The 25857-nt window shown below is 73.7% G+C and carries 26 protein-coding genes; 14 read left to right on the forward strand and 12 right to left on the reverse strand.

All coding sequences use genetic code 11. From position 1 onward, the window contains the following. Position 1: 1 nt before the first annotated feature. The 5 genes from ACPXCS_RS33735 to ACPXCS_RS33755 form a co-directional block, all read right to left on the reverse strand. Positions 2-835, reverse strand: a complete 834-nt coding sequence (locus tag ACPXCS_RS33735) for a DUF1206 domain-containing protein (protein WP_425951321.1) — start codon at positions 833-835, stop codon at positions 2-4. A 144-nt stretch (positions 836-979) separates the two neighbouring features. Next, entirely contained in the window at positions 980-1840 is an 861-nt protein-coding gene (locus tag ACPXCS_RS33740) for an ANTAR domain-containing protein (protein ID WP_425951322.1), read from the reverse strand. Between the two features lie 120 nt (positions 1841-1960). Next, entirely contained in the window at positions 1961-2227 is a 267-nt protein-coding gene (locus ACPXCS_RS33745) for a DUF5133 domain-containing protein (protein ID WP_425951323.1), read from the reverse strand. A 27-nt stretch (positions 2228-2254) separates the two neighbouring features. Continuing rightward, positions 2255-3118, reverse strand: coding sequence for an RNA polymerase sigma factor SigF (locus tag ACPXCS_RS33750; protein ID WP_425951324.1), 864 nt, complete (start codon positions 3116-3118; stop codon positions 2255-2257). A 210-nt stretch (positions 3119-3328) separates the two neighbouring features. Continuing rightward, complete coding sequence (locus tag ACPXCS_RS33755) at positions 3329-3763, reverse strand: ATP-binding protein (RefSeq protein WP_425951325.1); 435 nt, start codon at positions 3761-3763, stop codon at positions 3329-3331. A gap of 274 nt (positions 3764-4037) precedes the next feature. On the opposite strand from ACPXCS_RS33755, the gene ACPXCS_RS33760 reads away from it, so the two are divergent. The 3 genes from ACPXCS_RS33760 (at position 4038) to ACPXCS_RS33770 (ending at position 6505) form a co-directional block, all read left to right on the forward strand. Further along, positions 4038-4259: a hypothetical protein gene (locus ACPXCS_RS33760; RefSeq protein ID WP_425951326.1), complete on the forward strand. Its 222-nt coding sequence runs from the start codon at positions 4038-4040 to the stop codon at positions 4257-4259. A gap of 45 nt (positions 4260-4304) precedes the next feature. Continuing rightward, positions 4305-5786 carry an aminotransferase class I/II-fold pyridoxal phosphate-dependent enzyme gene (locus ACPXCS_RS33765; RefSeq protein ID WP_425951327.1) on the forward strand — a complete coding sequence of 494 codons (1482 nt, stop codon included), beginning with the start codon at positions 4305-4307 and terminating at the stop codon, positions 5784-5786. Between the two features lie 263 nt (positions 5787-6049). Next, entirely contained in the window at positions 6050-6505 is a 456-nt protein-coding gene (locus ACPXCS_RS33770) for a cyclic nucleotide-binding domain-containing protein (RefSeq protein WP_425951328.1), read from the forward strand. Positions 6506-6518: 13 nt separating this feature from the next. Here the strand turns inward: ACPXCS_RS33770 and ACPXCS_RS33775 are convergent, their stop codons facing one another. After that, positions 6519-7811: an MFS transporter gene (locus tag ACPXCS_RS33775; RefSeq protein WP_425951329.1), complete on the reverse strand. Its 1293-nt coding sequence runs from the start codon at positions 7809-7811 to the stop codon at positions 6519-6521. An 82-nt stretch (positions 7812-7893) separates the two neighbouring features. Next, a complete protein-coding gene (locus tag ACPXCS_RS33780; protein WP_425951330.1) occupies positions 7894-8511 on the reverse strand; it encodes a LysE/ArgO family amino acid transporter in 618 nt (205 codons plus the stop codon). Between the two features lie 70 nt (positions 8512-8581). Between ACPXCS_RS33780 and ACPXCS_RS33785 the strand changes: the two genes are divergently transcribed. Continuing rightward, positions 8582-9481, forward strand: a complete 900-nt coding sequence (locus ACPXCS_RS33785; RefSeq protein ID WP_425951413.1) for a LysR family transcriptional regulator ArgP — start codon at positions 8582-8584, stop codon at positions 9479-9481. On the opposite strand, the gene ACPXCS_RS33790 is transcribed toward ACPXCS_RS33785, so the two are convergent. Then, positions 9447-10220, reverse strand: coding sequence for a TetR/AcrR family transcriptional regulator (locus tag ACPXCS_RS33790; protein WP_425951331.1), 774 nt, complete (start codon positions 10218-10220; stop codon positions 9447-9449). The two genes, ACPXCS_RS33785 and ACPXCS_RS33790, sit on opposite strands and share 35 nt — an antisense overlap. A 126-nt stretch (positions 10221-10346) precedes the next feature. On the opposite strand from ACPXCS_RS33790, the gene ACPXCS_RS33795 reads away from it, so the two are divergent. Both ACPXCS_RS33795 and ACPXCS_RS33800 read left to right on the forward strand, forming a co-directional pair. Then, positions 10347-11564: a saccharopine dehydrogenase family protein gene (locus tag ACPXCS_RS33795; RefSeq protein ID WP_425951332.1), complete on the forward strand. Its 1218-nt coding sequence runs from the start codon at positions 10347-10349 to the stop codon at positions 11562-11564. A 113-nt stretch (positions 11565-11677) separates the two neighbouring features. Then, entirely contained in the window at positions 11678-11929 is a 252-nt protein-coding gene (locus tag ACPXCS_RS33800) for a WhiB family transcriptional regulator (RefSeq protein WP_425951333.1), read from the forward strand. A 106-nt stretch (positions 11930-12035) separates the two neighbouring features. On the opposite strand, the gene ACPXCS_RS33805 is transcribed toward ACPXCS_RS33800, so the two are convergent. Further along, positions 12036-12479, reverse strand: coding sequence for a DUF6098 family protein (locus tag ACPXCS_RS33805; protein ID WP_425951334.1), 444 nt, complete (start codon positions 12477-12479; stop codon positions 12036-12038). A gap of 145 nt (positions 12480-12624) precedes the next feature. Here ACPXCS_RS33805 and ACPXCS_RS33810 point away from each other — a divergent pair, with 145 nt between their 5' ends. Next, the gene (locus ACPXCS_RS33810; RefSeq protein ID WP_425951335.1) at positions 12625-12975 is read left to right on the forward strand and encodes a DUF488 domain-containing protein; all 351 of its coding nucleotides are present in this window, start codon (positions 12625-12627) and stop codon (positions 12973-12975) included. A 24-nt stretch (positions 12976-12999) separates the two neighbouring features. On the opposite strand, the gene ACPXCS_RS33815 is transcribed toward ACPXCS_RS33810, so the two are convergent. After that, positions 13000-14673: an FAD-binding dehydrogenase gene (locus tag ACPXCS_RS33815; protein WP_425951336.1), complete on the reverse strand. Its 1674-nt coding sequence runs from the start codon at positions 14671-14673 to the stop codon at positions 13000-13002. A gap of 16 nt (positions 14674-14689) precedes the next feature. Further along, on the reverse strand, positions 14690-15331 hold the full coding sequence (locus tag ACPXCS_RS33820; RefSeq protein WP_425951337.1) for a TetR/AcrR family transcriptional regulator: 642 nt from the start codon (positions 15329-15331) through the stop codon (positions 14690-14692). A 112-nt stretch (positions 15332-15443) separates the two neighbouring features. On the opposite strand from ACPXCS_RS33820, the gene ACPXCS_RS33825 reads away from it, so the two are divergent. The 3 genes from ACPXCS_RS33825 (at position 15444) to ACPXCS_RS33835 (ending at position 18223) form a co-directional block, all read left to right on the forward strand. Further along, positions 15444-16076 (forward strand): alpha-ketoglutarate-dependent dioxygenase AlkB, encoded by a 633-nt coding sequence (locus ACPXCS_RS33825; RefSeq protein WP_425951338.1) that lies wholly within the window; start codon positions 15444-15446, stop codon positions 16074-16076. Between the two features lie 126 nt (positions 16077-16202). Then, positions 16203-16949: an MBL fold metallo-hydrolase gene (locus ACPXCS_RS33830; protein WP_425951339.1), complete on the forward strand. Its 747-nt coding sequence runs from the start codon at positions 16203-16205 to the stop codon at positions 16947-16949. A 41-nt stretch (positions 16950-16990) separates the two neighbouring features. Further along, positions 16991-18223: a DUF4032 domain-containing protein gene (locus ACPXCS_RS33835; RefSeq protein ID WP_425951340.1), complete on the forward strand. Its 1233-nt coding sequence runs from the start codon at positions 16991-16993 to the stop codon at positions 18221-18223. Between the two features lies 1 nt (position 18224). On the opposite strand, the gene ACPXCS_RS33840 is transcribed toward ACPXCS_RS33835, so the two are convergent. Continuing rightward, entirely contained in the window at positions 18225-19118 is an 894-nt protein-coding gene (locus ACPXCS_RS33840; protein ID WP_425951341.1) for a universal stress protein, read from the reverse strand. A gap of 191 nt (positions 19119-19309) precedes the next feature. Between ACPXCS_RS33840 and ACPXCS_RS33845 the strand changes: the two genes are divergently transcribed. The 4 genes from ACPXCS_RS33845 to ACPXCS_RS33860 all read left to right on the forward strand — a co-directional run bounded on the left by ACPXCS_RS33845 (position 19310) and on the right by ACPXCS_RS33860 (position 25798). Then, positions 19310-20986 (forward strand): FAD-dependent oxidoreductase, encoded by a 1677-nt coding sequence (locus tag ACPXCS_RS33845; RefSeq protein ID WP_425951342.1) that lies wholly within the window; start codon positions 19310-19312, stop codon positions 20984-20986. Next, on the forward strand, positions 20983-22428 hold the full coding sequence (locus tag ACPXCS_RS33850; protein WP_425951343.1) for an ATP-binding protein: 1446 nt from the start codon (positions 20983-20985) through the stop codon (positions 22426-22428). The genes ACPXCS_RS33845 and ACPXCS_RS33850 overlap by 4 nt, the downstream gene beginning before the upstream one ends. Further along, the gene (locus tag ACPXCS_RS33855; RefSeq protein ID WP_425951344.1) at positions 22425-22781 is read left to right on the forward strand and encodes a UBP-type zinc finger domain-containing protein; all 357 of its coding nucleotides are present in this window, start codon (positions 22425-22427) and stop codon (positions 22779-22781) included. The genes ACPXCS_RS33850 and ACPXCS_RS33855 overlap by 4 nt, the downstream gene beginning before the upstream one ends. Before the next feature lie 83 nt (positions 22782-22864). Further along, a complete protein-coding gene (locus ACPXCS_RS33860; protein WP_425951345.1) occupies positions 22865-25798 on the forward strand; it encodes a helix-turn-helix transcriptional regulator in 2934 nt (977 codons plus the stop codon). Positions 25799-25857 lie beyond the last annotated feature (59 nt).

Below are 25857 nucleotides of genomic sequence, written 5' to 3' on the forward strand. Positions count from 1 at the left end.
CTCAGACACGCCGCCAGCGAGCCATGGCGAAGGAGAACACCCCGAAGAGCACCAGCCCGGCCGCCACGCAGGCCAGCAGCCAGGGGCCGAGCGGGGTCTCCGCGAGGCTGCGCAGGGTGTCGTCCAGCCCCTTGGCCCGGTCCGGTGCGTAGTCGATCGCCGCGCGGACGGCGAAGACACCGGCGACGGCGAAGACCAGCCCGCGGGCGGCGCCGCCGGCCACGCCCGTGACGTCGACCAGCCGCCGCGTGCGATGGCTCATCTGCCCGAGCCGCAGCTTGTCGTGGAACTTGCGCCGGATCGCGCGCACGGCGATCCAGCCGCCGGCCACGACGATCCCCAGCCCGGCGGCGCCGACCAGCCACTGACCGGCGGGGATCTCCAGGACCCTGGCCGTGGCGTCCCGGGACTGCTGGTCGCTGGAGCCGCTCTGGTGGCCGCCGGCCGCGAACGACAGCACGGAGTAGGCGACGAAGACGTAGAAGACGCAGCGGGCCGCCGCCATCAGGCGCTTGCGGGGGCTGCGGCCGTCCTTGCCGACCGAACCGAAGATCACCTCGGACAGCCGCCACAGGGCCATGCCGACGAGCCCGACGCCCAGGGCCCACAGCAGCACCGCGCCGAACGGCTGCTGCGCCAGTTCCTGCAGGGCTCCGCCGCGGTCGGCCTGCCGGCCGGTGCCGCCGAAGGCGATCTGCAGGGCCAGTGCCCCGACGAGCAGATAGATCACGCCCCGGGCGGTGAAGCCCGCCCGTGCCGCCCCCTCGGTCACCGAGCCCCGCGCCACGCGCCGGGCCCGGAAACGACCGCTCTGTGCCATCGCACTCGTGTTCATGTCGACCTCCCGGGACTGCGGATGCCCCCGGTCGGCCGCGGCACACCCCGCGCACGCCGCGGACCAGCGAATTCCGCTTGCGCCGGGCCCGAGCGCCGGGGGGACAGCCCTCAGCGGCGCGGCGGCGCCCCGCGGGACACGGGCTCAGGACCGCCGCAGCCTGGCGCCCCGCCGGGCGCGCCCGAGGGCGTGCAGGTACTCCAGGGCGTCCAGGACCACCGTCCGGTCGTGCCACGCCAGCCAGCGGCCCGCCTCGGCGCCCACGGTGTCGAGGGTTCTGGTCTGGGTCTGCGTCAGTGCGCGCAGAGGCCGGTCCATGTGGGCCGAGACCATGCCGATGCACACTCCGGACGAGGTCGTCAGCGGGACGCTGTGGCAGGCCCTGCTGCCCGCCGCGAGGATGGCGTGCCGGGCCGGCTCGGTGAACACCGGGTCGCTCTCCACCTCGTGGACGGTGACCTGGGCGACGTCCCGGGCGGCCTGCGCGCAGGACGTGCCGTCCTCCCCGACGTGGGCGAAGAAGTCGACGAAGTCCGGCGTGAGCCCGGTGTGCTCCTCGATGCGCAGGCCGCCGCGCGCCCGGTCGGTGAGCTGGACGTTGCCCATGCCGGTCTCCGTCACCGTCAGGGTGCGGTGCAGTACGGCCTTCAGGACGGCGCCGCGGCTGCCGGATCCGGACTCGTGGGCGGTGGTGAACGTGAGAGGGGGTTGCGGCCGGCGGACGCGCCGCGGGAACCACAGCTGTTCCCGGCCGTCCGGGCGCGGCGCGGTGACCAGGACGTTCGCCAGGGTGCGCAGCTTGACGTTGTACCGCTGGGAGGCCTTCTGCAGCAGCGCGAAGGCGCTCTCCCCGTCGGCCAGCGCGTACCGCTCCTGCAGCAGGCCCTGGGCCTGCGAGATCAGCGGGTACACGCGCGCCCGGGCGCGCAGGTCGCGTACCTCGGCGCGCAGCCGCTCCAGCTCACCGTCGTCGTCTGCGGCCGCCGGGCGTCCCGGTGCGGACATGGATCTCCCTGGTGTGTGCCGGGGCGAGGGGGGACACCGAGGGTCCGGCCGGCGGCTGTCGCCGCCGGCCGGACCCTCGGTGTCGTTCGCCTTCCCCGTCGCGTCTCGCGCACACCGCCGTCAGGCGGGTTCCGTGGCCGCCATCCGCTGCTCGGTGACCAGGGTGACGGTCTCGCGGGCCGGTGCGGGTGCGGCCGCGAGCCACTGGTGAGCGGCGTCCAGGGCGTGCCGGACGTCCCTGGTGCCGGTGGACACGCACAGCGTGTACGCCAGGTCACGGGTCCGTGCACTCACCTCGGCCGTCGCGCGGCCGGCCTCGGTGGTCGCCGACAGCGCCTCGTACTCCTCGACGAGACGGCGCAGTACGGCGGGATGGGGCCTCAGCATGTCGTTCGCTCCTTGGGGGTCGGGTGGTCAGGCCGTCGCGGAGGGACCGCCGCTGCCCCGGGTCCCGGGCTTCTGCCCCAGGACCTCGTCCCGCACGCGGGCGCAGCTGCGGCTGATGAGACGGGAGACGTGCATCTGGGAGATGCCCAGCCGGTCGGCGATGCGGCTCTGGGTCATGTCCTCGAAGAAACGCATGTAGAGGATGGCCCGTTCGCGTTCCGGCAGCCGGCGCAGGCCCTCCTTGGCGGACTCGCGGTCGATCACGGTGTCGTAGGACGAGTCCGACGCGCCGAGGGTGTCCGCGAGGCTGTAGCCGTCGTCGTCGGCGGACAGCTCGGCGTCCAGCGACAGCGTGCTGAAGCTGTCGAGCGCCTCCAGTCCGGCGTTGACCTCTTCCTCGGTCAGGCCGGTGTGGGTGGCGATGTCCGCCACGGAGGGCTCGGGGCTGCCCGGGTTCTGGGTGAGTTCACGCCGTGCGACACGCACCTTGTTGCGCAGTTCCTGCACGCGGCGGGGAACCCTCAGGGCCCACATGCGGTCCCGGAAGTGGCGCTTGACCTCGCCGGTGATGGTGGGGACGGCGTAACTCTCGAAGGCTCCCCGGCTCGGGTCGAACCGGTCGATGGCCTTGACGAGCCCCAGAGCGGCGACCTGCCGGAGATCCTCGATCGACTCTCCGCGGTCGCGGAAACGACCGGCGATGCGGTGGGCCATGGGCAGCCAGAGCGTGACCAGCTCGTCGCGGACGGCTTCCCGCTCGGGGCCCTCCTCGAGCTCCGCCAGCCGGGCGAAGAGAGCGGCGGTGTCGGGCGCGTCGTCGTGACGCCGCTTGGTGGCGGTGGTCGTCGTTTCGGGCGTGCCGGGACGGTTGGTGGGCGTTTCGATGAGCATGCGGATTCGCTCCTGAACGGTGGTTTCAGGGATTTACCGCGGGACGGTCGCTGCCCGGATCGACCTGGAGGGCCTCCGGAGCAGCCATACCGCTCCCGCTGGCGCGCCTCCGGTCCGAAGCACGAAACTGCGTCTGCCCTGCACCCGGTGGAACAAACTCCGCTTTGCTGTGCAATCTCCGGGAACCGTCTCGGCACCGGTCGCACCAGCTCAGGACAGGGGAACCACAGCGGTGATGCACTTGCCCCCGGCGGGCAGGTCCGACACCCGGACGTCGCGGGAGAGCCGGCAGACGATGGGCCAGCCGTGGCCGCCGTGCCGCGTCCGGCCCTGCGGGTCGGTGCGGGGCGCGGTCACCGGGAGCCGGTCACTGCGGTCGCTGACCGAGACGCGGACGCCGGGACCGTCGATGTCGACGTGGAAGTCGGTGACTCCCCCGCCGTGCAGGATCGCGTTGGTCGTCAGCTCCGAGGCGACGAGCAGCGCGTCGGACAGGGCGTCGGCGTCGCACGAGGTACGGGTGGCGCGGCAGCGTTCGGCCACGGCCCGCTCCACGGCCCGGCGCGCCTCGGCCGGATGGCTCGGCCGGACCCCGTTCGCACCGGGCGGTTCGAAGACGGATTCGATCATGCGCTCCTCGCACATCCTTCTGCTCCCCTGGTCGGTCGGGACGGAAGGACGGATCCGGATCGCGTTCCACGGCCGCTCGCACGGGCACGTCCCGGGTTCGCGGACCCGTTGCCTCCTCCAACGTGCCGCGGCGATCCGATCGCGTACCTCGCGAGCGCCGCGGGCTTCCCTTCTTCGGCTCACCTTTCGCCGCACCTGCAAACCTCCGGGGCACCCGCACGGCTCGAAAAGCGCACGGACGGCCGTGATCCACTGCCATCTCCGGGCGCTGCCGGGGTACGCGGTGCTCATGACCGATGTGGTGGATTCCGACGAACTACTGCGCCGCATCCAGCGCGCGAGGTCCTGCGCGCTGCGGGAGGAGCAGGCGTGGCAGACCAGGAGCGAACAGTTGGGCGCGACGGACCCCCAGGGCGCCCGGGACGCGACCGTGCGGCGCATGTCCTACGAGGCGGTCCGCACGGTGCTGGACGAGATCCTGTCCCCGGGCACCCACACGACACAGGGGTGAGCGCCCCGGCGGCATGGTCGTGGCCGGGTCGGGAACTCGATGCGCATGACAGTCGACCACACCCGTGCACCGGTTCTGGAGGCCCTCGACGCATATCGGCGCAAGGGGCATCTGTCGTTCACGCCGCCGGGGCACAAGCAGGCCCGCGGTGCCGATCCGGAGGCCCGGGAGATCCTCGGGGACGCCGTGTACCTCGGGGACGTGCTGGCCTCGGGCGGTCTGGACGACCGGCTCACCCGGGGGCGGGTGCTGCAGCGGGCGCAGGAGCTGATGGCCGACGCGGTCCACGCCGACCACACGTTCTTCAGCACGTGCGGCAGCTCCCTTTCGGTGAAGGCCGCCATGCTGTCGGTCGCGGGTCCGCACGAGAAGCTGCTGATCGGGCGGGACGCCCACAAGTCCGTGGTGTCGGGCCTGATCATCTCCGGCATCGAGCCCGTCTGGGTCGAGCCGAGGTGGGACGCCGAGCGGCACCTCGCCCATCCGCCGTCCGCCGAGGAGTTCGACCGGGCCTTCGAGGCCCACCCCGACGCCCGCGGTGCCCTGGTCACGAGCCCCACCCCCTACGGCGGCTGCGCGGACCTGCGGGCGATCGCCGAGGTCTGCCACCGCCGCTCGCGGCCGCTGATCGTCGACGAGGCCTGGGGCGCGCACCTGCCGTTCCACCCCGACCTGCCGTCCTGGGCGATGGACGCGGGCGCGGACATCTGCGTGACCAGCATCCACAAGATGGGCAGCGGCCTGGAACAGGGCTCGGTCTTCCACCTCCAGGGCGACCTCGTCCCGCCCGCCCTGCTCGGGATGCGCGCGGACCTGCTCGGCACCACCAGCCCGTCGGTGCTGATCTTCGCGGGGCTGGACGGCTGGCGCCGCCAGATGGCGCTGCACGGCCAGGAGCTGATGGGCGGCGCGCTGGAGCTGGCGGCGGAGGTGCGCGCCGCCATCGAGGAGATCGACGGACTGCACGTCAACGACCGCGACGACTTCTGCGGCCCGGGGCTGTCCGACGACTTCGACCCGCTGCCCGGTGTCATCGACCTCGGCGGCCTCGGCATCTCCGGTTTCCAGGCGGCGGACTGGCTGCGCGAGCACCGGCAGATCGACGCGCATCTGGTGGACCACCGCCGTATCGGGGCCCAGCTCACGCACGGCGACGACCGGGAGACGACCGGGGAGCTGCTGTCGGCGCTGCGGGACCTGGCCCGGGTCGCGCGGGACCTGCCCGAGGCACCCCGCGTGGCGGTGCCCTCGCCCGCCGAGCTGCGGATGGAACAGGCGGTGCTGCCGCGTGACGCGTTCTTCGGCCCGGCCGAGGACGTGCCGGTGGCCGAGGCGGCCGGACGGGTCGCGGCCGAGATGATCACCCCGTATCCCCCGGGCATCCCGGCGGTCCTGCCGGGTGAGCTGCTGACCGAGCCGGTGCTGGCCTACCTGCGGACCGGGCTGGAGGCGGGCATGCACCTCCCCGACCCGACGGACCCCGAGCTGCGGACGGTCCGGGTGGTCGCCGAGAGCCCCGGGAAGTGAAACGGGTCACGCAACCCGCTCTCGGGTACGCGAACGCCCCCTGAATGGTTTACCGTTCACTCATACGTGGCGACGGAGTCGACCTCTGTCCTCCGCGCCACCGCTTACGGCCCTGGCTGGTTTCCCCCGTCCAGCCAGGGCTTTTTCATGCCCGGACGGCGCCGCTGAGGAAGTCGCGTACGCCGAGGTGCTCAAGGCCCCGGCAGCGGCTGAAATGGGCGTAGGGACCGCACCGCAGTCGACCGCCCGGCGAGGAGCCCCGCATGACCAAAGCGATCAAACTCCTGACCGCCCTGCCGCCGCCCCAGCGACAGCGTCTGATGTCGCTCGCCCGGGAGGTGTCCTTCCCCGAGGACGCCCGGATCTTCGAGGCGGACGGCAGGGCCGACCGCTTCTGGGTCATCCGCTCCGGCGCCGTCTCCCTGGACCAGCAGGTGAACTCCCTGCAGCGGGTGACCGTGGCCAGCCTCGGCGCGGGCGACCTGCTGGGCTGGTCCTGGCTGTTCCCGCCGTACACCTGGGACTTCGGCGCGGTGGCCTTCAGCCCGGTGCGGGCCTACGAGTTCGACGCGCGGGCCGTGCTGGACCTGTGCGAGGAGGACCCCGGCCTCGGTCTGACGCTGGTGCGCAACGTGGCCGAGGTGCTCGCGCACCGGCTGGAGATGACCCGGGGCAAGCTGATGGAGCAGTACACGCTGCACCGGCGCGGAGCGCTGTGAGGCGCCGGTTCCGTCAGATGCGGTAGCGGCGCAGCGCCGGCACCGCGGCGGCCAGGACCAGCATGACCGCGACGACCAGCAGCCCGCCGCCCGCGACGGCGGTGCGGGGGCCGAAGGCGGAGCCCGCGGTGCCGTGCAGCACGTCGGCGAGGCGTGGGCCGCCCGCCACGACGACGGTGAAGACGCCCTGCATGCGCCCGCGCATCTCGTCGGTGGCGGCGGACAGCAGGATCGCGCCGCGGAAGACCATCGAGACCATGTCGGCCACCCCGGCGACGGCGAGGAACGCCACCGCGAGCCACAGGTCGGCGCTCAGCCCGAAGCCCGTGATGGCCGCGCCCCAGACGACGACCGCCCAGATGACCATCCAGCCGTGCCGGCGGGCCCGGGAGAAGGTCCCGGAGAACAGCCCGCCGAGCACCGCGCCGATGGGGATCGCCGCGAACAGCAGGCCGAGCGCGAGTCCCTCACCGTAGGGGGCGTAGGTCTCGGCGGCGAGCTGCGGGAACAGGGCCCGGGGCATGCCGAGGACCATGGCGACGATGTCGGCGAGGAAGGACAGCAGGAGCACCGTGTGTCCCCAGATGTAGCGGAAGCCCGCGGCGATCTCCTTCACGCCCGCGCGTCGCACGGCCGTACCGGCCAGGGGCGGCAGGGACGGCAGCCGGTGGACGGCCCACACGGTGACGCACAGAGCCAGGGCGTCGATGAGGTAGAGCTCGGGCAGCCCGATCACGGGGATGAGGGCCCCGGCGAGCAGGGGCCCGGCCACCTGCCCGGTCTGCATCACCGTGGAGCCGAGGGCGTTGGCGGCGGGCAGTTCGTCCTCGGGGACCAGACGGGCGATGGAGGCGCTGCGCGCCGGGGCGTTCAGTCCCCAGAAGGCCTGCTGCAGCGCCAGCAGCAGCATGAGCGCGGCCACCGACTCCAGGCCCGCGAAGGCCTGGAGCCAGAACAGCAGCGAGGTGACGGCGATGCCGGTGTTGGTGATCAGCAGCAGCTTGCGCCGGTCCATGGTGTCGGCGATCGCCCCGCCCCACAGGGCGAACACGATCAGGGGTACCAGGCCCGCCAGGCTCGCGGCGCCCACCCACGCCGAGGAGCCCGTGATGTCGTAGATCTGCTTGGGCACGGCCACGGCGGTGAGCTGGCTGCCGACGGCCGTGACGATGGTGGAGGCCCACAGGCGCCGGTAGGCGGGGCGGCGCAGCGGGCGTGTGTCCATGGCCCAGCGGCGCCAGCCGCGCCGCCGGGGTGTCTCCGGCCGGGGCCCCGGTCGTTCGGTCGTGCTGTCGGTCGTGTCCACGCGCCCCCGCTTTCTCGATGGCCGCTACATCTTTCAGGCGGGATCACTATCGCACCGGCCGCCGGCCGGCCGGCGGCCGACGTCAGCTTCCGGCGATGAGCAGGACGCCGAGCACGATCATGACGACGGCGACCAGGCCGTCCAGGACGCGCCAGGCGGCCGGTTCGGCGAGGAACCGGCCGAGCAGCCGGGCGCCGAACCCGAGGGCGGTGAACCAGCACAGGCTGGCCAGCACCGCACCGAGCCCGAACGTCCAGCGCAGCGGGCCGTGGTCGGCGGCCACGGAGCCCAGCAGGAAGACCGTGTCCAGGTAGACGTGCGGGTTGAGCCAGGTCATCGCCAGGCAGGTGAGCACGGCCCGGCGCACCGAACCGGCCGCCTCCCCCTCCGTGCGCAGCGCGCCGCCGTCCGGCCGGAACACCCGGCGGGCCGCCAGGGCGCCGTAGCCCAGCAGGAACGCGCCGCCGATCCAGCCGACCGCCGTCAGCGCGCCCGGCCAGGTCACCACCACCGCGCCGACGCCGCCCACCCCGAGCGCGATGAGCAGCGCGTCGGACAGCGCGCAGATGGCGACGACGGCGAGGACGGCCTGGCGGCGGACGCCCTGGCGCAGGACGAAGGCGTTCTGGGCGCCGATGGCGACGATGAGGGACAGTCCGGTGCCGAAACCGGCGGCGCCGGCGGTGAGGGTGCTGGTCATGGCGTCGACGCTACGGACGGGACCGGAGCGCGGTCCAGCTAAGGATTCTTACCTATCATTAGCCGATGTGATGATGCCGGATCTCCCGCTGGACCAGCTGCGGACGCTGCTGGCGGTCGTGGACGAGGGGACGTTCGACGCGGCGGCCGCCGCGCTGCACGTGACGCCGTCGGCCATCAGCCAGCGCGTGAAGGCGCTGGAGCAGCGCACGGGGCGGGTCCTGCTGATGCGCACCAAGCCGGTGCGGCCGACCGAGTCCGGCGAGGTGCTGGTGCGGCTGGCCCGCCAGATGGCGCGGCTGGAGCGGGACGCGTATGCCGAGCTCGGACTGAGCGGCACGGGCGAGCCGACCCGGGTGTCCGTCGCGGTCAACGCGGACTCGCTGGCCACCTGGTTCCTGCCCGTGCTCAGCCGGGTGCCCGAGGAACTGCGGCTCTGCTTCGAGCTGCGCCGGGAGGACGAGGACCACACGGCGGCGCTGCTGCGGGAGGGGGCGGTGATGGCCGCGGTGACGTCGTCGCCGGATCCGGTGCCGGGCTGCTCGGTGCGTTCGCTCGGGCGGATGCGGTACCTGCCCGTCGCCGCGCCCGGCTTCGCCGCACGCCGGCTGGCCGGGCCGCCGGCGCAGACGCTGCCCGAGGTTCCGGTGGTGGTCTTCGACCGGCGGGACGACTTCCAGGACGGCTTCGTCCGCCGGCTCACCCGGGGCCGGAGCGGCGCGAGCGCGCTGCGCCACTACGTGCCCACCTCGGAGGGGTTCGTCGAGGCGGTCGCCGCCGGGCTGGGCTGGGGCCTGGTGCCGGAGGCCCAGGCAATCCCGCTGCTGCGGACGGGCCGGCTCGTCGGCATCGCCCCGGACCGGGCCGTGGACGTGCCGCTGTACTGGCAGCAGTGGAAACTCGACTCACCGGCCCTGGCCCAGGTGGCGCAGACGGTCACGACGACCGCGGCGGCCGCCCTGCGGAACTGACACCGGCGCCGCCGGGACCGCCGTCGTCCGGGCGCGGTACCACGGCCCCCAGCCGGGCCGCCGCGCTGTCCAGCAGCATGTCCAGGGCCGTCGGGTAGGCGCTGGTGACCATGCGGGTGGCGAGCAGCGGGGCCGCCTCGGCGATGCGGGGGTGCGTGGTGGCGGGCAGCCGGGCGTACGTCGAGCGCCACATGTCCTCGTCGGCGCGCAGCGACTCGCTCGGCAGGGACAGCGAGGCGGCGTCCAGGGCGGCGAAGCCCAGCGTGGTGTCGATGAAGGCGTGGTAGACGCGCACCGCCTCCGGCAGCGGGAAGCCCGCCGTGCGCAGGACGTCGAGCACCGCCTCGTCGGCCGCGAGTTCGTGGGCCCGGCCCGAGACGCGGCTCGCGGTGAGCACCGCCGCCTGCGGGTGCTCCACGTACGCGGCGTGCAGGGCCAGCCCGAACGCCCGCAGGTCCGCCCGCCACTCCCCCGTGCGCCGCCAGTCCTCCAGCGCCTGGCCGACCAGGGCGTCGCCGATGGCGAGCGTGAGGTCGTCCATGCCCCGGAAGTACCGGTAGAGCGTGCTCGGGTCGGCGTCCAGGGCCAGGCCCAGGCGGCGGGCGGTCAGGCCCGCGCTGCCGTGCTCGCGCAGCATGCGCAGCGCCGTGCGGACGATCAGCTCCTCCGACAGCACCGTGCCGCGCTTGGTGGGTCTGCGCCGGCGGCGTCTGTCCTCGGGCACGACGGGCTTGGGCATGTCGGGCTCCCTCCTCGGTCCGGTGCTGCGCGTCCTTATGCCAACGCCATTGACCTTATGTCGGAGGGCGGCGTTGTATCTCCCCCGAGGGCGCGCCACGTTCTTCGCAAAGAGGGAGTTTCTGTCATGCGTGTACTGCTCGTGGGTGCCGGTGGTGTGGGCGGAGCGATCACCCGGATCGCCGCTCGCCGGCCGTTCTTCGAGGCGATGGTGGTGGCCGACCACGACCCGGAGCGGGCCCGGGCGGCGGTCGCGGCGCTCGGCGGTGACACGCGGTTCACCGCCGAACGGGTGGACGCGGGCGACGAGGCGGCCGTGGTCCGCCTGCTGGGCGAGCACCGCTGCGACGTGCTCCTCAACGCCACCGACCCGCGCTTCGTGATGCCGCTGTTCCGCGCGGCCCGCGCCGCGGGCGCGACCTACCTCGACATGGCGATGTCGCTGTCCCGGCCGCACCCGGAGCGGCCCTACGAGGAGTGCGGGGTCAAGCTCGGCGACGAGCAGTTCGCCCGGGGCGCCGAGTGGGAGAAGGAAGGGCTGCTGGCCCTGGTCGGCATGGGCGTCGAGCCGGGTCTGTCGGACGTGTTCGCCCGCCACGCCGCCGACGAACTCTTCGACGAGATCGAGGAGATCGGCGTCCGGGACGGCGCGAACCTCACCGTCGACGGCTACGACTTCGCGCCCTCGTTCAGCATCTGGACGACCATCGAGGAGTGCCTCAACCCGCCGGTCGTCTACGAGTCGGGCCGCGGCTGGTACACCACCGCGCCCTTCAGCGAGCCCGAGGTGTTCGACTTCCCCGAGGGCATCGGGGAAGTCGAGTGCGTGAACGTGGAGCACGAGGAGGTCCTGCTGGTCCCCCGCTGGATCGACGCCCGCCGGGTCACCTTCAAGTACGGCCTGGGCCGGGAGTTCGTCGAGACGCTGCGGACCCTGCACCTGCTGGGCCTGGACCGCACCGACCCGGTGACCGTGCCGGGGCCGCAGGGCCCGGTGGCCGTCTCGCCCCGGGACGTGGTCGCCGCGTGCCTGCCGGACCCGGCGACGCTGGGCGAGCGGATGCACGGCAAGACGTGCGCGGGCACCTGGGTGCGGGGGGTGAAGGACGGCAGACCGCGCGAGGTGTACCTCTACCACGTGGTCGACAACCAGTGGTCCATGGCGGAGTACGGCTCGCAGGCCGTCGTCTGGCAGACCGCGGTCAACCCGGTCGTCGCGCTCGAACTCCTCGCCACGGGAGCCTGGTCCGGGGCGGGCGTGCTCGGCCCGGAGGCCTTCCCGGCCCGGCCGTTCCTGGACCTGCTGACGGCCTACGGATCCCCCTGGGGCATGCGGGAACAGTGAGCGGGTGTGAACGGTCCGCGGGCAAGCCGCTGTTTCACCCGGCATCGACAGGTGACCCGAAGAGGAGCAAGCCTCCGAAAGAGCACGTTTCTACTGCGATGCAGGTGACTTCGATGGACAACTGGCGAAACCACGCTGCCTGCCGGCACGAGGACCCCGAGCTCTTCTTCCCGATCGGCACCTCCGGCCCGGCCCTGATGCAGACCCAGCAGGCCAAGGCGGTGTGCCGGCGCTGCCCGGTGCAGGAGCAGTGTCTGGAGTGGGCGCTGGACAGCGGACAGTCCATCGGCGTGTGGGGCGGGACGAGTGAGGACGAGCGGCGTGCGCTCAAGCGGCGCGCCGCGGCCCGGCGCCGCTCGGGCTGAACCGGCCGGGCCGCCCCCGCCACACCGGCGCGGGCGGCCCGTTGCTCGTGCGCACGACCGCGTGGGGCCCGGGCCGTTTCCCGGCCCGGGCCCCACGCGTGTGCGGTCAGCTGCGCCGCAGCGTCCCCCAGGGCTTCTCCAGCCGCGCCACCTCGGCCTTCGCCTCGTCGATCACCTGCCGGTCGATCCAGCCCAGCGGCCGGACGTCGACGACCAGCGGCTCGTTGTCGGGCCCGCGCGCGTTCTCCTTGCCCGCCAGCACCCAGGGACGGACTCCGGGCCCCTTCTCGTGCGGCAGATGGGCGTAGTCGTACAGCCGCCGCGCCACCCACACGCGCACGGGCCGGTCCTCCCACCACGCCTCGACGTCGAGCGCGTTGGCGGACAGGCCCGGCATGGGCACACCCGTCAGTTCGTCGATGCTGGACACGTCGCGGAGATCGGTCCCCGGTCCGCGGGACCAGCGCACGTACAGACCCCGGTGCCCGTCGACCAGCCCGGCGAGTTCGTCGAGTGTGCGCACCACCGGCAGGTCGTCCGATGCACTCATGTCGTGACCTCCTCCCTCGACGTGGTCAGGCGGACGGGGTACCCGCACGTCGGCGACGGAATCGGCCGTTCGGCACGGCGTGCCGCCGGCACCCTCAGCGCGTTACGCTCGCGGCACGTCCGTCCCCCGCCGAAGGGATCCGACCGTGAGTGTCCGCGTGCGCCGCGTCTACGATCCGCCCGAGCCGCGGGACGGGATCCGGGTCCTGGTCGACCGGCTGTGGCCGCGCGGCCTGGCGAAGGACGCGGCCCGGGTGGACGAGTGGCCGAAGGCCCTCACCCCGTCGACGGAGCTGCGGCGCTGGTACCACGCGGGCGAGGGCGCGTACGAGGAGTTCGCCGAGCGGTACGAGGCGGAGCTCGCCGCGGACGAGGCGGCCGAGGCCCTGGAGCGGGTGCGGGAGCTGAGCCGCGAGGGCGACGTGACGCTGCTGACCGCGTCGAAGACGCCCGCGCACAGTCACGCCGCGGTGCTGGCCCGCCTCCTGGAGACGTAGCGAGACGGGCCGTCGCGGGCGGCGTCAGGCGGTCTGCCGGGCCGCGGCCCGGCCCGCGGCCCGGCCGGAGAAGAGGCAGCCGCCGAGGAAGGTGCCCTCCAGCGCGTTGTAGCCGTGCACCCCGCCGCCGCCGAAGCCGGCGACCTCCCCGGCCGCGTACAGTCCCTCGATCGGCGTGCCGTCCGCGCCGAGGGCCCGGGAGTCGAGGTCGGTCTGGATGCCGCCGAGGGTCTTGCGGGTGAGGATGTGCAGCTTCACGCCGACGAGGGGTCCGGCGGCCGGGTCGAGGATGCGGTGCGGGGTGGCGACCCGGCCGAGGCGGTCGCCGATGTAGCGCCGGGCGTTGCGGATGCCCTGGACCTGGGCGTCCTTGGCGTACGGGTTGGTGATCTGCAGGTCGCGCGCCTCGATCTGGCCGCGGATGCCGGCCGCGTCGAGGAGCGGCTCGCCGGTCAGCGCGTTCATCTTCTCGACGAGCTGCTCGACGTTGGGCGCGGTCACGAAGTCGGCGCCCTTGCGCAGGAACGCGTCGACCGGCCCGGGCGCGCCCTTGCCGAGGATGCGTTCCTTCAGGAAGCCGGCGCGGTCCTTGGCGGTGATGTCGGGGTTCTGCTCGGAGCCCGACAGGGCGAACTCCTTCTCGATGATCTTCCGGGTGAGGATGAACCAGGAGTGGTCGTACCCGGCGATGTCCTCGGTGGTGCGCAGGTGCTTCAGGGTGCCCAGGGTGTCGTAGCCGGGCAGGTACGGGCCGGGCAGACGGCGGCCGAGGGCGTCGAACCACATCGAGGACGGTCCGGGCAGGATGCGGATGCCGTGGCCGGGCCAGATCGGGTCCCAGTTGCGCAGGCCCTCGGTGTAGTGCCACATGCGGTCCCGGTTGACCAGGCGCACACCGGCCTCGGCGCTGATGTCGAGCATCCGGCCGTCGACGTAGGCCGGCACGCCCGTCACCATCCGGCCGGGCGGTGTGCCCAGCCGCTCGGGCCAGTGGCGGCGGACGATGTCGTGGTTCGCGCCGATGCCGCCGCTGGTGACGATGACGGCCTGGGCGGTCAGTTCGAACTCGCCGACCGCGTCGCGGTTGGAGGCGACGCCCCGGGGCGAGGGGTCCTCGGCCAGCAGCGTGCCGCGCACGCCGCGCACGGCGCCGCCCTCGACGAGGAGGGCGTCGACGCGGTGGCGGTGGTGGAAGGTGAGCAGGCCGTCGCGGGCGGCCTGCTCGGCGTACCGGACGAAGGGTTCGACGACGCCGGTGCCGGTGCCCCAGGCGATGTGGAAGCGGGGCACGGAGTTGCCGTGTCCGTGCGCGGTGAGGTCGCCGCGTTCGGCCCAGCCGACGGTGGGCAGGAAGGTGATGCCGTGCCCGTCGAGCCAGGACCGCTTCTCCCCCGCGGCGAACTCGACGTAGGCGCGTGCCCAGCGCACGGCCCAGGAGTCCTCGTCGTCCAGGCGGTCGAAGCCGGCGCTGCCCCGCCAGTCGCTCCAGGCGAGGTCGAAGGAGTCCTTGATGCCCAGGCGGCGCTGCTGCGGCGAGTCGACGAGGAACAGCCCGCCGAAGGACCAGAAGGCCTGGCCGCCGAGGTTGGCGGCGTTCTCCTGGTCGACGAGGGCGACCTTGCGGCCTTTGCGGGTCAGTTCGTGTGCCGCGACCAGGCCGGCGAGGCCCGCTCCGACGACGATGACGTCGGCGTCCATGGCGACGTTCCCTTCCTCAGTGCTTCGCGTGATCGGGGGTGCCGCTGCCGTCGGTCAGCAGGGCCGTGAGCAGTTGCTTCAGCCACGCCCGGGCGTGCTCGACGTCCCGGTCCAGCAGCAGTTGCGTGGTGACGCCGTCGTACGCCGCCACCACGGCGTGGGCCGCGCCGTCGGTGTCGCCGAGCACGGCGGGCAGCCGGGTGTGCCCGCGGGCGCGGGCGAGGCGGTCGGCGATCGCCTCCCGCAGCCGCGCGCGGTGCTCCAGCAGGGTGCGGGCCACGTCCGGGTCGCGGGCGGCGTGCACGAGGAAGTCCGTCTTGACCAGGAGCCAGTCCCGGTCGAGGAGCAGCACGTCGGTGACGCGGTCCACGGCGGCCGGGACGTCGAGGCCGGGTCCGTCGAGGGCGAGGGCCCCGGACACCTGCTCGGCGATCAGCTCGGCCCGCTCCCGGTAGAGGGCGAAGAACAGCTCGTCGAGGCTGGAGAAGTTGGAGTAGAAGGCGCCCCTGCTGTACCCGGCGGCCTCGCAGATCTCCTCGATCGAGACGTGCCCGAAGCCCTTGGCGGCGAAGACGGCGAACGCCGCGTCCAGGAGATTGGCCCGGGTGCGGACACGCCGTCTGGTCACACGTCCACCCGCGCTGCCGGTCCGCACCATGCCCGCCTCCGTTCGATACGGGAACGTATCCGATACAGGAATGTATCGGAAGGGGTCCGGGGGTGCCGGAGATCATTGGAACACCTATTCGAATAAGCGGTACGCTGGCGTCATGACCGCGCACCACCTCCAGGGCTCCCTCTTCGACCAGACCGAGGAGCCGCGTCCCGGTCCGCTCGACGGGATCCGCCGGATCGAGCTCGGCCTCGGGGCCTGGCTCGACGTGCTGCCCGGCTGGCTCGGCGGCTCCGACGCGCTGTTCGAACAGCTCGCCGCCGAGGTGCCCTGGCGCGCGGAGCGGCGCCAGATGTACGACCAGGTCGTCGACGTGCCCCGGCTCCTGGCGTTCTACGGCGCCGGCGAGCCGCTGCCCCACCCGGTGCTGGCCACCGCGCGGGACGCGCTCAGCGCCCACTACGGCGAGGAGCTGCGCGAGCCGTTCACCACGGCCGGCCTGTGCTACTACCGCGACGGCCGGGACAGCGTCGCCTGGCACGGCGACCGGATCGGGCGCGGCGCCCGCGAGGACACCATGGTCGCCATCCTGTCCGTCGGAGCCCCCCGGGACCTGCTGCTGCGGCCCCTGGGCGGCGGGCGGGACACCGTGCGCCGCCCGCTGGGCCACGGCGACCTCGTCGTGATGGGCGGATCCTGCCAGCGCACCTGGGAACACTCCGTCCCGAAGAGCACCCGCGCGGCCGGACCCCGCATCAGCATCCAGTTCCGCCCGCACGGGGTGCGCTGACCGCCGTCCCGGACTCCCCGCCACGCGCGGGCGCCCGGCGCGGACCCGGCGGTTCCGTCCGGCGCCGGGTCTGCTTTCCTTCTCCCGTCGGGAGCGGGAGCGGGACCACAACAACGCGGGGCGATCATGCGGGCAGGCGTACAGCACGTCGCGGACGGCACCTACCTGGTGCACGGCTCGAACACCAACTGGGTGATCCTCACGGAAGGGGACGCCGTCACGCTGATAGACACCGGCTACCCCGGTGACCGGGAGCAGCTCCTCGCCTCGCTCGCCGAGGTGGGCAGCGCCCCGGAGGCGGTCGCGGCCGTGCTGATCACCCACGCGCACAACGACCACCTCGGATCCGCCGAGTACCTGCGGGCCGCGTACGGCACGCCCGTGTACCTGCACGAGGCCGAAGTGCCGCACGCGCGGCGGGACTTCCTCCAGCAGGTGACCGTCGGGACGGTGCTGGGGAACGCCTGGCGCCCCGGGGTGCTGGCCTGGACCGTGCACGTGCTGCGGTCCGGCGGCACCCGGCACAACCCCGTCACGGCCCCCGAGCCGTTCCCGGCGGCCGGCGCCCTGGACCTGCCCGGCCGTCCCGTGCCGGTGCACACCCCGGGGCACACCGACGGGCACTGCGCGTACCACCTGCCGGGCAAGGGTGCGCTGATCTCCGGCGACGCCCTGGTCAGCGGGCACGCCACCTCACGGATCGACGGGCCGCAGCTGCTGCCCGACATGTTCCACCACGAGCGGCCGCGCGCCGTGGCCTCGCTGGACGTCCTCGCCGGGCTGGAGGGCGAGTTGCTGCTGCCCGGGCACGGCCCGGTGCACCGCGGTCCGGTGCGCGACGCCGCACACCGGGCCCGGGAGCGCGCCCTTTAGAGTGAGGCGACGATCGGCGGCGAGACAAGGACACCCGGCGCATGGCACTGCAGATCAGCGCGACGAACCCGGAGCACCCCGCGCTCCTGCTGGAACTGCCGTGGGACGTGCCCCTGGAGGACTGGCCCGAGGAGTACCTCGTCCCGCTGCCGCGCGGCATCTCCCGGCACGTGGTGCGCTACTCCCGCGCCGGGGACGAGGTGATCGCCGTCAAGGAGCTGGCCGAGCGGCCCGCGCTGCGCGAGTACGAGCTGCTGCGCGACCTGGACCGCATCGGCATCCCGGCGGTGGACCCGCTGGCCGTGGTCACCGGCCGCACCGACGCGGACGGCGCCCCGCTGGAAAGTGTCCTGGTCACCCGGCACCTGGGCGGCTCGATGCCGTACCGCTCGATGTTCGAGACGACCATGCGCCCGGCCACCATGCACCGGCTGATGGACGCGCTCGCGGTGCTCCTGGTCCGGCTGCACCTGGCCGGGTTCGCCTGGGGCGACTGCTCGCTGTCCAACACCCTCTTCCGGCGCGACGCGGGCGCCTACGCGGCCTACCTGGTGGACGCCGAGACCGGTGACCTGCACCCGCAGCTCAGCCAGGGGCAGCGCGAGTACGACCTCGATCTGGCCCGGGTGAACATCAGCGGGGAGCTGCTCGACCTGGAGGCGTCCGGGGCGCTGCACCCGTCGGTGGACCCGATCGAGTTCGGCATGGAGATCTGCGCCCGCTACCGCGGCCTGTGGGACGAGCTGACCCGCACGTCCGTCTACCCGGCGGGCAAGCACCACTACATAGAACGCCGGATCCGCCGCCTGAACGAACTCGGCTTCGACGTCGCCGAGATGCAGATCGAGCACGCCTCCCACGGGGACACGGTCACCTTCGTGCCCAAGGTCGTCGACGCCGGCCACCACCAGCGGCAGTTGCTGCGGCTGACCGGTCTCGACACCGAGGAGAACCAGGCCCGGCGGCTGCTGAACGACCTGGAGAGCTGGATGGCCACCCAGGACGACTACGCGCCCGGCGATCCTCTCGGTGCCCGCCCCGAGGTGCTGGCCCACCGCTGGGTGCGGGAGGTCTTCCGGCCGACCGTGCGGGCCGTCCCGCCCGAACTGCGCGGTTCCATGGACCCGGCGGAGATCTACCACCAGCTCCTCGAACACCGCTGGTACCTGTCCGAGCGGGCTCAGCACGACATCGGCCTCGACACGGCGGTCGAGGACTACATCCGGAACATCCTGCCGAAGGCGCGCAAGACGCTGCAGCCGACGGCGGAGTGAGCTACTGCGCCCGCGGGGCGTGCGGCACGACCACCACGGGGCAGTCCGCGTGGTGCAGCACCCCGTGGGCCACCGAGCCGATCCGCGCCCCGACGGCCGTGCGGTGGGCGCGGCGGCCCACGACCATCAGCTGGGCCGTCCCGGCCACCGACAGCAGCACCTGGCCGGCGCTGCCCATCTCCACGTGCTCCTCCACCGGCACTCCGGGGAACTGCTCCCGCCACGGCCTGACAGCGGCGGCCAGGGCCTTCTTCTCGTAGGGCTCCAGGCCTCCGGCCTCGTCGAGCAGCTTCAGCGAACCGGGGCTGTAGGCGAACACGGGCGGCAGGGTCCAGGCCCGCACGACCCGCACGGTGGCCCCGCGCGCGGCGGCCGTCTCGAACGCGAAGCGGAGCGCCTCGGCGCTGTCCTCCGGGTCGCCCTGCTGGCCCACGACGACCTCGCGCCCCGCGGCCTCGCCCGTGGGCTGGTCGCCGGCCCGGACGAGTACCACGGGCCGGGTGGCGCCGGCGATGACCTGCTGGCCCACCGAACCGAGCAGGAAGCCCACGATCGGCCCGTGCCCGCGCGAGCCGAGCACGAGCAGCTCGGCGTCGTCGGCCGCGGCGATCAGGGTGTCGACGACCGGGCCCTCCACGACGTCGGTGGTCACCGCCAGCTCGGGGTGCCGCTCGGTGAGGGTCGTGACGGCCTCGGTCACGGCGCCGTGCACCCACTCGGCCTGGCTGTCCGCGTCCCCTTCGATCCCCGCCGCGAGGGCCTCCCGCGGCTGGAGCTGCCAGGCGTGCACCACGCGCAGCGGCCGGTCGCGCCGCACCGCCTCGCGGGCCGCCCAGCCGAGCGCCGCGAGGCTCTCCTGCGTTCCGTCGACCCCTGCGGTGATCGGGCGTGTCATGCGGCTGCCTCCTTGTGTGGATCACGGGCGAGGGTGATCAGTCTCCCCCACCCTCCGCGCACGCCGGGCACCGCGGGGTGATGATCACCGTCTCCGGGCGTTCCGCGGCGATCGAACATACGATGGGCGGAGGTCGGCGCGGCGCCCCGGGACGCCGTGCCGTGAGTCGACCGCCCGGTGTGGGGGACGTAATGGCACAGGCCGCCGACACGGCGCGGACCGTCATCATGACCGTGGACGACGACCCGGGGGTCTCCCGGGCCGTGGCCCGGGACCTGAGGCGGCGGTACGGCGCGTCGTACCGGATCGTGCGGGCCGAGTCCGGCGAGTCCGCCCTGGACGCGCTGCGGGAGCTGAAGCTGCGCGGCGACCTCGTGGCGGTGATCCTGGCGGACTACCGGATGCCGCAGATGAACGGCATCGAGTTCCTCGAACAGGCCCTGGACGTCTACCCGGGCGCGCGGCGCGTGCTGCTGACCGCGTACGCGGACACCAATGCGGCGATCGACGCGATCAACGTCGTCGACCTCGACCACTACCTCCTCAAGCCCTGGGACCCCCCGGAGGAGAAGCTGTACCCGGTCCTGGACGACCTGCTCCAGGCGTGGCGCACCAGCGACTTCCGGCCGGTGCCGGCCACGAAGGTCGTCGGGCACCGTTGGTCGGCGCGCTCCTCGGACGTGCGGGAGTTCCTCGCCCGCAACCAGGTGCCCTACCGCTGGTACTCCTCCGACGAGCCGGAGGGGCGGCGGCTGCTGGCCGCGGCCGGCGAGGACGGGATGCGGCTGCCGGTCGTGGTCACCCCGGACGGGACGCCGCTGGTCGAGCCCGAGGCCGTCGACCTCGCCGCCCGGGTGGGCCTGGCGACCACCCCGACCGCGGACTTCTACGACCTGGTCGTGATCGGCGGCGGCCCGGCCGGGCTCGGCGCGGCCGTCTACGGCGCCTCCGAAGGGCTGCGGACCGTCCTGGTGGAGCGCTCGGCGACCGGCGGGCAGGCCGGGCAGAGCTCGCGCATCGAGAACTACCTGGGCTTCCCCGACGGCGTGTCCGGGGCGCAACTGACCGACCGCGCGCGGCGGCAGGCCGCGAAGTTCGGCGCCGAGATCCTCACCGCCCGCGAGGTGACGGCCCTGGAGGTCAGCGGCGCCGCCCGGATCGTGCGGTTCTCGGACGGCTCGGCGGTCGCCGCGCACAGCGTGATCCTGGCGACCGGCGTGAGCTACCGGCAGCTCCAGGCGCCCGGCTGCGAGGACCTGACCGGCTGCGGGGTCTACTACGGGTCCGCCCTGACGGAGGCCCCCGCCTGCCAGGACCAGGACGTGTACATCGTCGGCGGTGCCAACTCCGCCGGGCAGGCGGCGATGTACCTGTCCCGGGGCGCCAAGTCGGTGACGCTGCTGGTGCGCGGCGAGTCGCTGACGGCGTCGATGTCGCACTACCTGATCCAGCAGATCGAGGAGTCCCCCAACATCCGGGTGCGCGCCCGCACGGTCGTCGAGGAGGCGCACGGTGACGGCCACCTGGAGCGGCTCACCCTGCGGGACGTGGACACCGGCGAGACCGAACAGGTCGACGCGCAGTGGGTGTTCGTGTTCATCGGCGCCGCGCCGCTGACCGGCTGGCTGGACGGCACCGTGCTGCGTGACGGGCGCGGGTTCATCCTCGCCGGGCCCGATCTGACCACCGACGGCCGCCCGCCCGAGGGCTGGGAGCTGGACCGGCCGCCGTACCACCTGGAGACCAGCGTGCCCGGCGTGTTCGTGGCGGGCGACGCCCGCTCCGAGTCCGCCAAGCGGGTCGCGTCCGCCGTCGGAGAGGGAGCCATGGCCGTCATGCTCGTCCACCGGTACCTGGAGCAGTCGTGAGCGCCCAGTGCCTGCCGTGCAGCCCCGAGGAGATCGGGTCGCTGTTCCTGTTCGAGAAGCTCACGCCCGAGCAGCTCGGGCGGCTGTGCGCCGAGGGGCGCGTGGAGCGGTTCGAGCCCGGGCCCGTCTACACCGAGGGCGACCCCGCGACCTGCTTCTACGTGATGCTGGAGGGCACGGTGGTGCTGTACCGCCGAGTCGGCGGGGACGACGTGGAGGTGAGCCGCACCTCCCAGCGCGGGGTGTACGCGGGGTCCATGCAGGCCTACCTGGGCGACCGGGTGCGGCAGGTCTACAACAACTCCATGCGCGTGACCGAGCCCACGCGCTTCTTCGTGCTGCCGGCGGACACCTTCGCGCAGATCATGCAGGAGTGGTTCCCGATGGCGGTGCATCTGCTGGAGGGACTGTTCTTCGGTTCGAAGAACATGCAGCGGGCCGTCGGGCAGCGCGAGCGGCTGCTCGCGCTCGGCTCGCTGTCGGCGGGGCTCACGCACGAGCTGAACAACCCGGCCGCCGCGGCCGTGCGGGCGACCGCGACCCTGCGCGAGCGGGTCGGGAAGATGCGCCACAAGCTGGCGGTCATCGCGCAGGGTTCGTACTCGCCCGAGGTGATGGCGAACCTCATCGACATCCAGGAGCGCACCGCCGAGCGCGTCGCCAAGGCGCCCGTGCTCAGCCCCCTGGAGGCCTCCGACCGGGAGGACGCGCTCGCCGACTGGCTCGACGACCACGGCATCCAGGACGGCTGGCGGATCGCGCCCACGTTCGTCCAGGCCGGTCTGGACGTGGACTGGCTCGACCAGGTCGCCGCCGCCGTCGACGAGGAGATGCTGCCGAGCGCGATCGGCTGGCTCAGCTACACCGTCGAGACCGAGCTGCTGATGGACGAGATCAACGACTCGACCACGCGCATCTCCCACCTGGTCGACGCGGCGAAGCAGTACTCGCAGCTCGACCGGGCGCCGTTCCAGAACGCCGACGTGCACGAACTCCTCGACAGCACGCTGCTGATGCTGTCGGGCAAGATCGGCCCGCAGATCAAGGTCGTCAAGGACTACGACCGTGCGCTGCCGAGGATCCCGGCGTACCCGGCGGAGCTCAACCAGGTGTGGACCAACCTGATCGACAACGCGGTATCGGCGATGAACAGCGCCGGTGGCGAAGGCACGTTGACCGTACGCACGGCACGGGAGCACGACCGGCTGCTGGTGGAGTTCCGGGACACGGGCGTCGGCATCCCGGCGGACGACCGGGGGCGGATCTTCGACCCGTTCTTCACGACGAAGCCGGTCGGCGAGGGGACCGGGCTGGGGCTCGACATCTCCTGGCGGATCGTGGTCAACAAACATCACGGGAACATCCAGGTGGAGTCGGAGCCGGGAGACACGCGGTTCCAGGTGCTGCTGCCGCTGACGGCGGCCGAGGAGGAGTCGGAATGAGTGGCGAGAACGGAATCGACCCGAGTGTGCCGCCGAGCGGCAGCGGGTGCGCGGAGTGCGACGCGGACGGCGGCTGGTGGTTCCACCTGCGGCGGTGCGCGCAGTGCGGGCACGTGGGCTGCTGCGACAGCTCGCCGGCGAAGCACGCCACGGCGCACTTCCGGCAGACGGGGCACCCGTTCGTGCAGAGCTACGAGCCGGGTGAGAGCTGGTTCTGGAGCTATGAGACCGACGAGCTGTACGAGGCCGGGCCCGAGCTGGCCGCGCCGGTGAGCCATCCCGAGGACCAGCCGGCGCCGGGGCCCGCCGGGCGGGTGCCCGCCGACTGGGCCAAGGTGGTGCGGGCCCGGTAGCCCGGCACGCGCCGCTCGTCGGCGGCTGCGGGTCGTTCATGGCGGATCGCGCGGCTCCGCGCCGCTGAGAAGAAGGTTGGACAGTGCCGCAGGCTTCGTTCATCGCACCGGTCGTCGGCAGGGAGGCCGAACTCACGCGGCTGTCCGAGGCGCTGCACCGTGCGCGCGAGGGTGAGGCGCGCGCCGTGCTGCTCGCCGGGGACGCCGGTGTCGGCAAGACGCGGGTGCTCGACGAGGCCGGGAAGCGGGCCGCCGGGGCCGGGACGACCGTGCTCGTCGGGCACTGCGTCGATCTCGGCGACGTCGGCCTGCCCTATCTGCCGTTCACCGAGATCCTCGGGGCGCTCGCCGCCGACGAGCGGTTCTCGGCTGCCGTGGCCGGGCATCCGGTCGCCGAGCGGCTGCTGGGGGCCGGGACGGACGCCGTGCGGGACGTGGACGGGCGGCTGCGGCTGTTCGAGGGGATCGCCGGGCTGCTCGCCGAGGTGGCGGACGTGGCGCCCCTGCTGCTCGTGCTGGAGGACCTGCACTGGGCCGACCAGTCGTCGCGGGACCTGCTGCGGTTCCTGCTCACCCGGGGCGTCCTGCGGCGGCGCCTCGCGGTGTTCGCCTCGTACCGGGCGGACGACCTGCACCGCCGCCATCCCCTGCGGCCGCTGCTGGCCGAGCTGATACGGCTGCCCGTGGTCGAACGTCTGGAGCTGCGGCCGCTCGCCGACGCCGACGTGGCCCGGCTCGTCCGCTCCCTGGAGCGCCGGCCGCTGCCGGAGGCCACGGTGCGGCGCATCGTGGAGCGGGCCGAGGGCAACGCCTTCTACGCCGAGGAGTTGCTCGCCGCCACGGACAGCGGGGCCGGCGGTGTGCCCAGCGGGCTCGCCGACGTGCTGCTGATCCGCTTCGAGCAGCTTTCCGACACCGCCCAGCAGGTGCTGCGGACCGCGGCCGTCGCGGGGCGCCGGGTCGAGCACGACCTGCTGCGCGAGGCGGTCGGGCTGCCGGAGGAGGAGCTGGAGTCGGCGCTGCGCGAGGCGGTGGGGCGGCAGTTGCTGGTCGCCGGGGACGGCGACACGTACTCCTTCCGGCACGCGCTGGCCCGCGAGGCCGTCTACGCCGATCTGCTCCCCGGGGAACGGGCCCGGCTGCACGGGGCGTTCGCGCGGCTGCTCGCCGGGCGCGGGCACCGGGCCGAGAGCGCCGCCGAGCGTGCCCACCACTACCGGGAGAGCCACGACCTCGCCGAGGCGCTGGCCGCCTCGCTGGAGGCCGCCGACCACGCCCAGCGGGTCGGGGCGCCGGCCGAGGAGCACCGCCATCTCGAAGCGGCCCTGGACCTGTGGTCGGCGGTGGCCGCCGACGCGCGGCCCGCGGGTGCGGGTGCCGACCGGGTGACGCTGACGCTGCGGGCCTCGGCGGCGGCCGCGCACGCCGGTGAGCTGCACCGGGCGGTCTCGCTGACGCGGTCGGCGCTGACCCGGCTGGGCCAGGACGCCGACTCCGAGCTCGCCGCCCGGGTGCGCTACACCCTCGCCGGGAACCTGCTGAGCGTGGACAGCCTCACCGCGGCGTTCGCCTACAGCACCGAGGCGCTGGCGATGATCCCCGAGGAACCCCCGTCGCGCACCTGGGTGTGGGCGGCGGCCACGCACGCCATGGCCGCGCGCCAGGTCGGGGAGAACGAGACGGCTCTGCGGGTCGCCCGTCGGGCGCTGACCGTGGCCGAGGAGCTGGGGGTGGCCGACGCCCAGGCGGATCTGCTGATCTCCCTGGCCGTCTTCGACGCGGGCGGGCGGCGCGGCCCCGAGGGGCGTGAGCGGCTGCGGCGCGCCCGGGAGCTGGCCCGCGGCAGCGGCAACGCGGCCGTGGAACTGCGGGCGCTGTTCAACCTGGCGATGGGCTGCTACGAGTCGGGGGCGCTGGCGGAGTGCGTGCCCTGGCTGACGGAGGGGCTGGACCGGGCCCGGCGCGCCGGGCTGCTGTCGTCGCCGTACCCGCTGGAGATGCGGTATCTGCGGCTGCTGGTGCTGCAGGTGCTGGGCCGCTGGGACGAGTGCGTGGAGGCCGCGGCGGCCGACGCGGAGGTCCTTCCGGCGGCCGGCGGGTACACCGTCGGACCGGCGCTGTACGTGGCGCTGGCCCGCGGGGACGGCACGGCGGCGGACCGGGCGCGCGCCCTGCTGGAGGGGCCGTTCGACTGGATGGCCACCCTGGTCGCGGGCATCGTCCTCACCGACGCGGCGGCGCTGCGCCGTGACCCCGGGGAGGCGGTGCGGTGGATGCGCGCCACGGTCGCGGCCCTCACCGACGAGGCGGGCACCCGTCCCGACGTGACGGTCCGGCTCGCCGCCCTGGCGCTGTCGGCGGTGGCCGACGCGGCCGTCGAACTGCGGCTGTCCGGCGACGAGCCGGGGGCCCGCCGCTGGACGGACACGGCGGCCGAACTGGTGGAGCTGGCCCGGGACACCGCCACGCGCGGCGAGGACGGCGAGCCGCAGGGCCCGGAGGGGAAGGCGTGGCTGGCCCGTGCCGAGGCCGAAGGGGTCCGGGCCGTCTCGGGGCCGGACGCGGCGGCCTGGGCCGAGGCGGTGGCGGCGTTCGGCTACGGCGACGTCTACGAGCGGACCCGGTGCCGGTTGCGGTACGCCGAGGCCCTGGTCGCGGCCGGGCGTCGCGAGGAGGCGGCGGCCGAGGCCCGTACCGTGCGGGAGACCGCCGACGGGCTCGGCGCGGCGCCGCTGCGCGAGCAGGTGGACGCCCTGGTCCGCCGCGCACGGCTGGCGGACGCCCCGGCGGCGGGCGAGCGCGCCGCCGTGCTCACCGCGCGCGAGCAGGACGTGCTGCGGCTGCTCGCCCTGGGGCGCAGCAACCGGCAGATCGGCGAGGAGCTGTTCATCAGCGGCAAGACGGCGAGCGTCCACGTCTCCAACATCCTCGCCAAGCTGGGCGCCTCCAGCCGCGGCGAGGCGGTGGCGATCGCCTACCGCGAGGGTCTGATCACCCCGGAGCCCTCGGCGTCCTGAGGACCGCCTGACCTGCCCGGAGGCCAACGTACGCCCCCTTGCTTCAGACCTTGTCTTAC

The sequence above is a fragment of the Streptomyces sp. DT190 genome (assembly GCF_049846985.1).
Classification (GTDB): domain Bacteria; phylum Actinomycetota; class Actinomycetes; order Streptomycetales; family Streptomycetaceae; genus Streptomyces.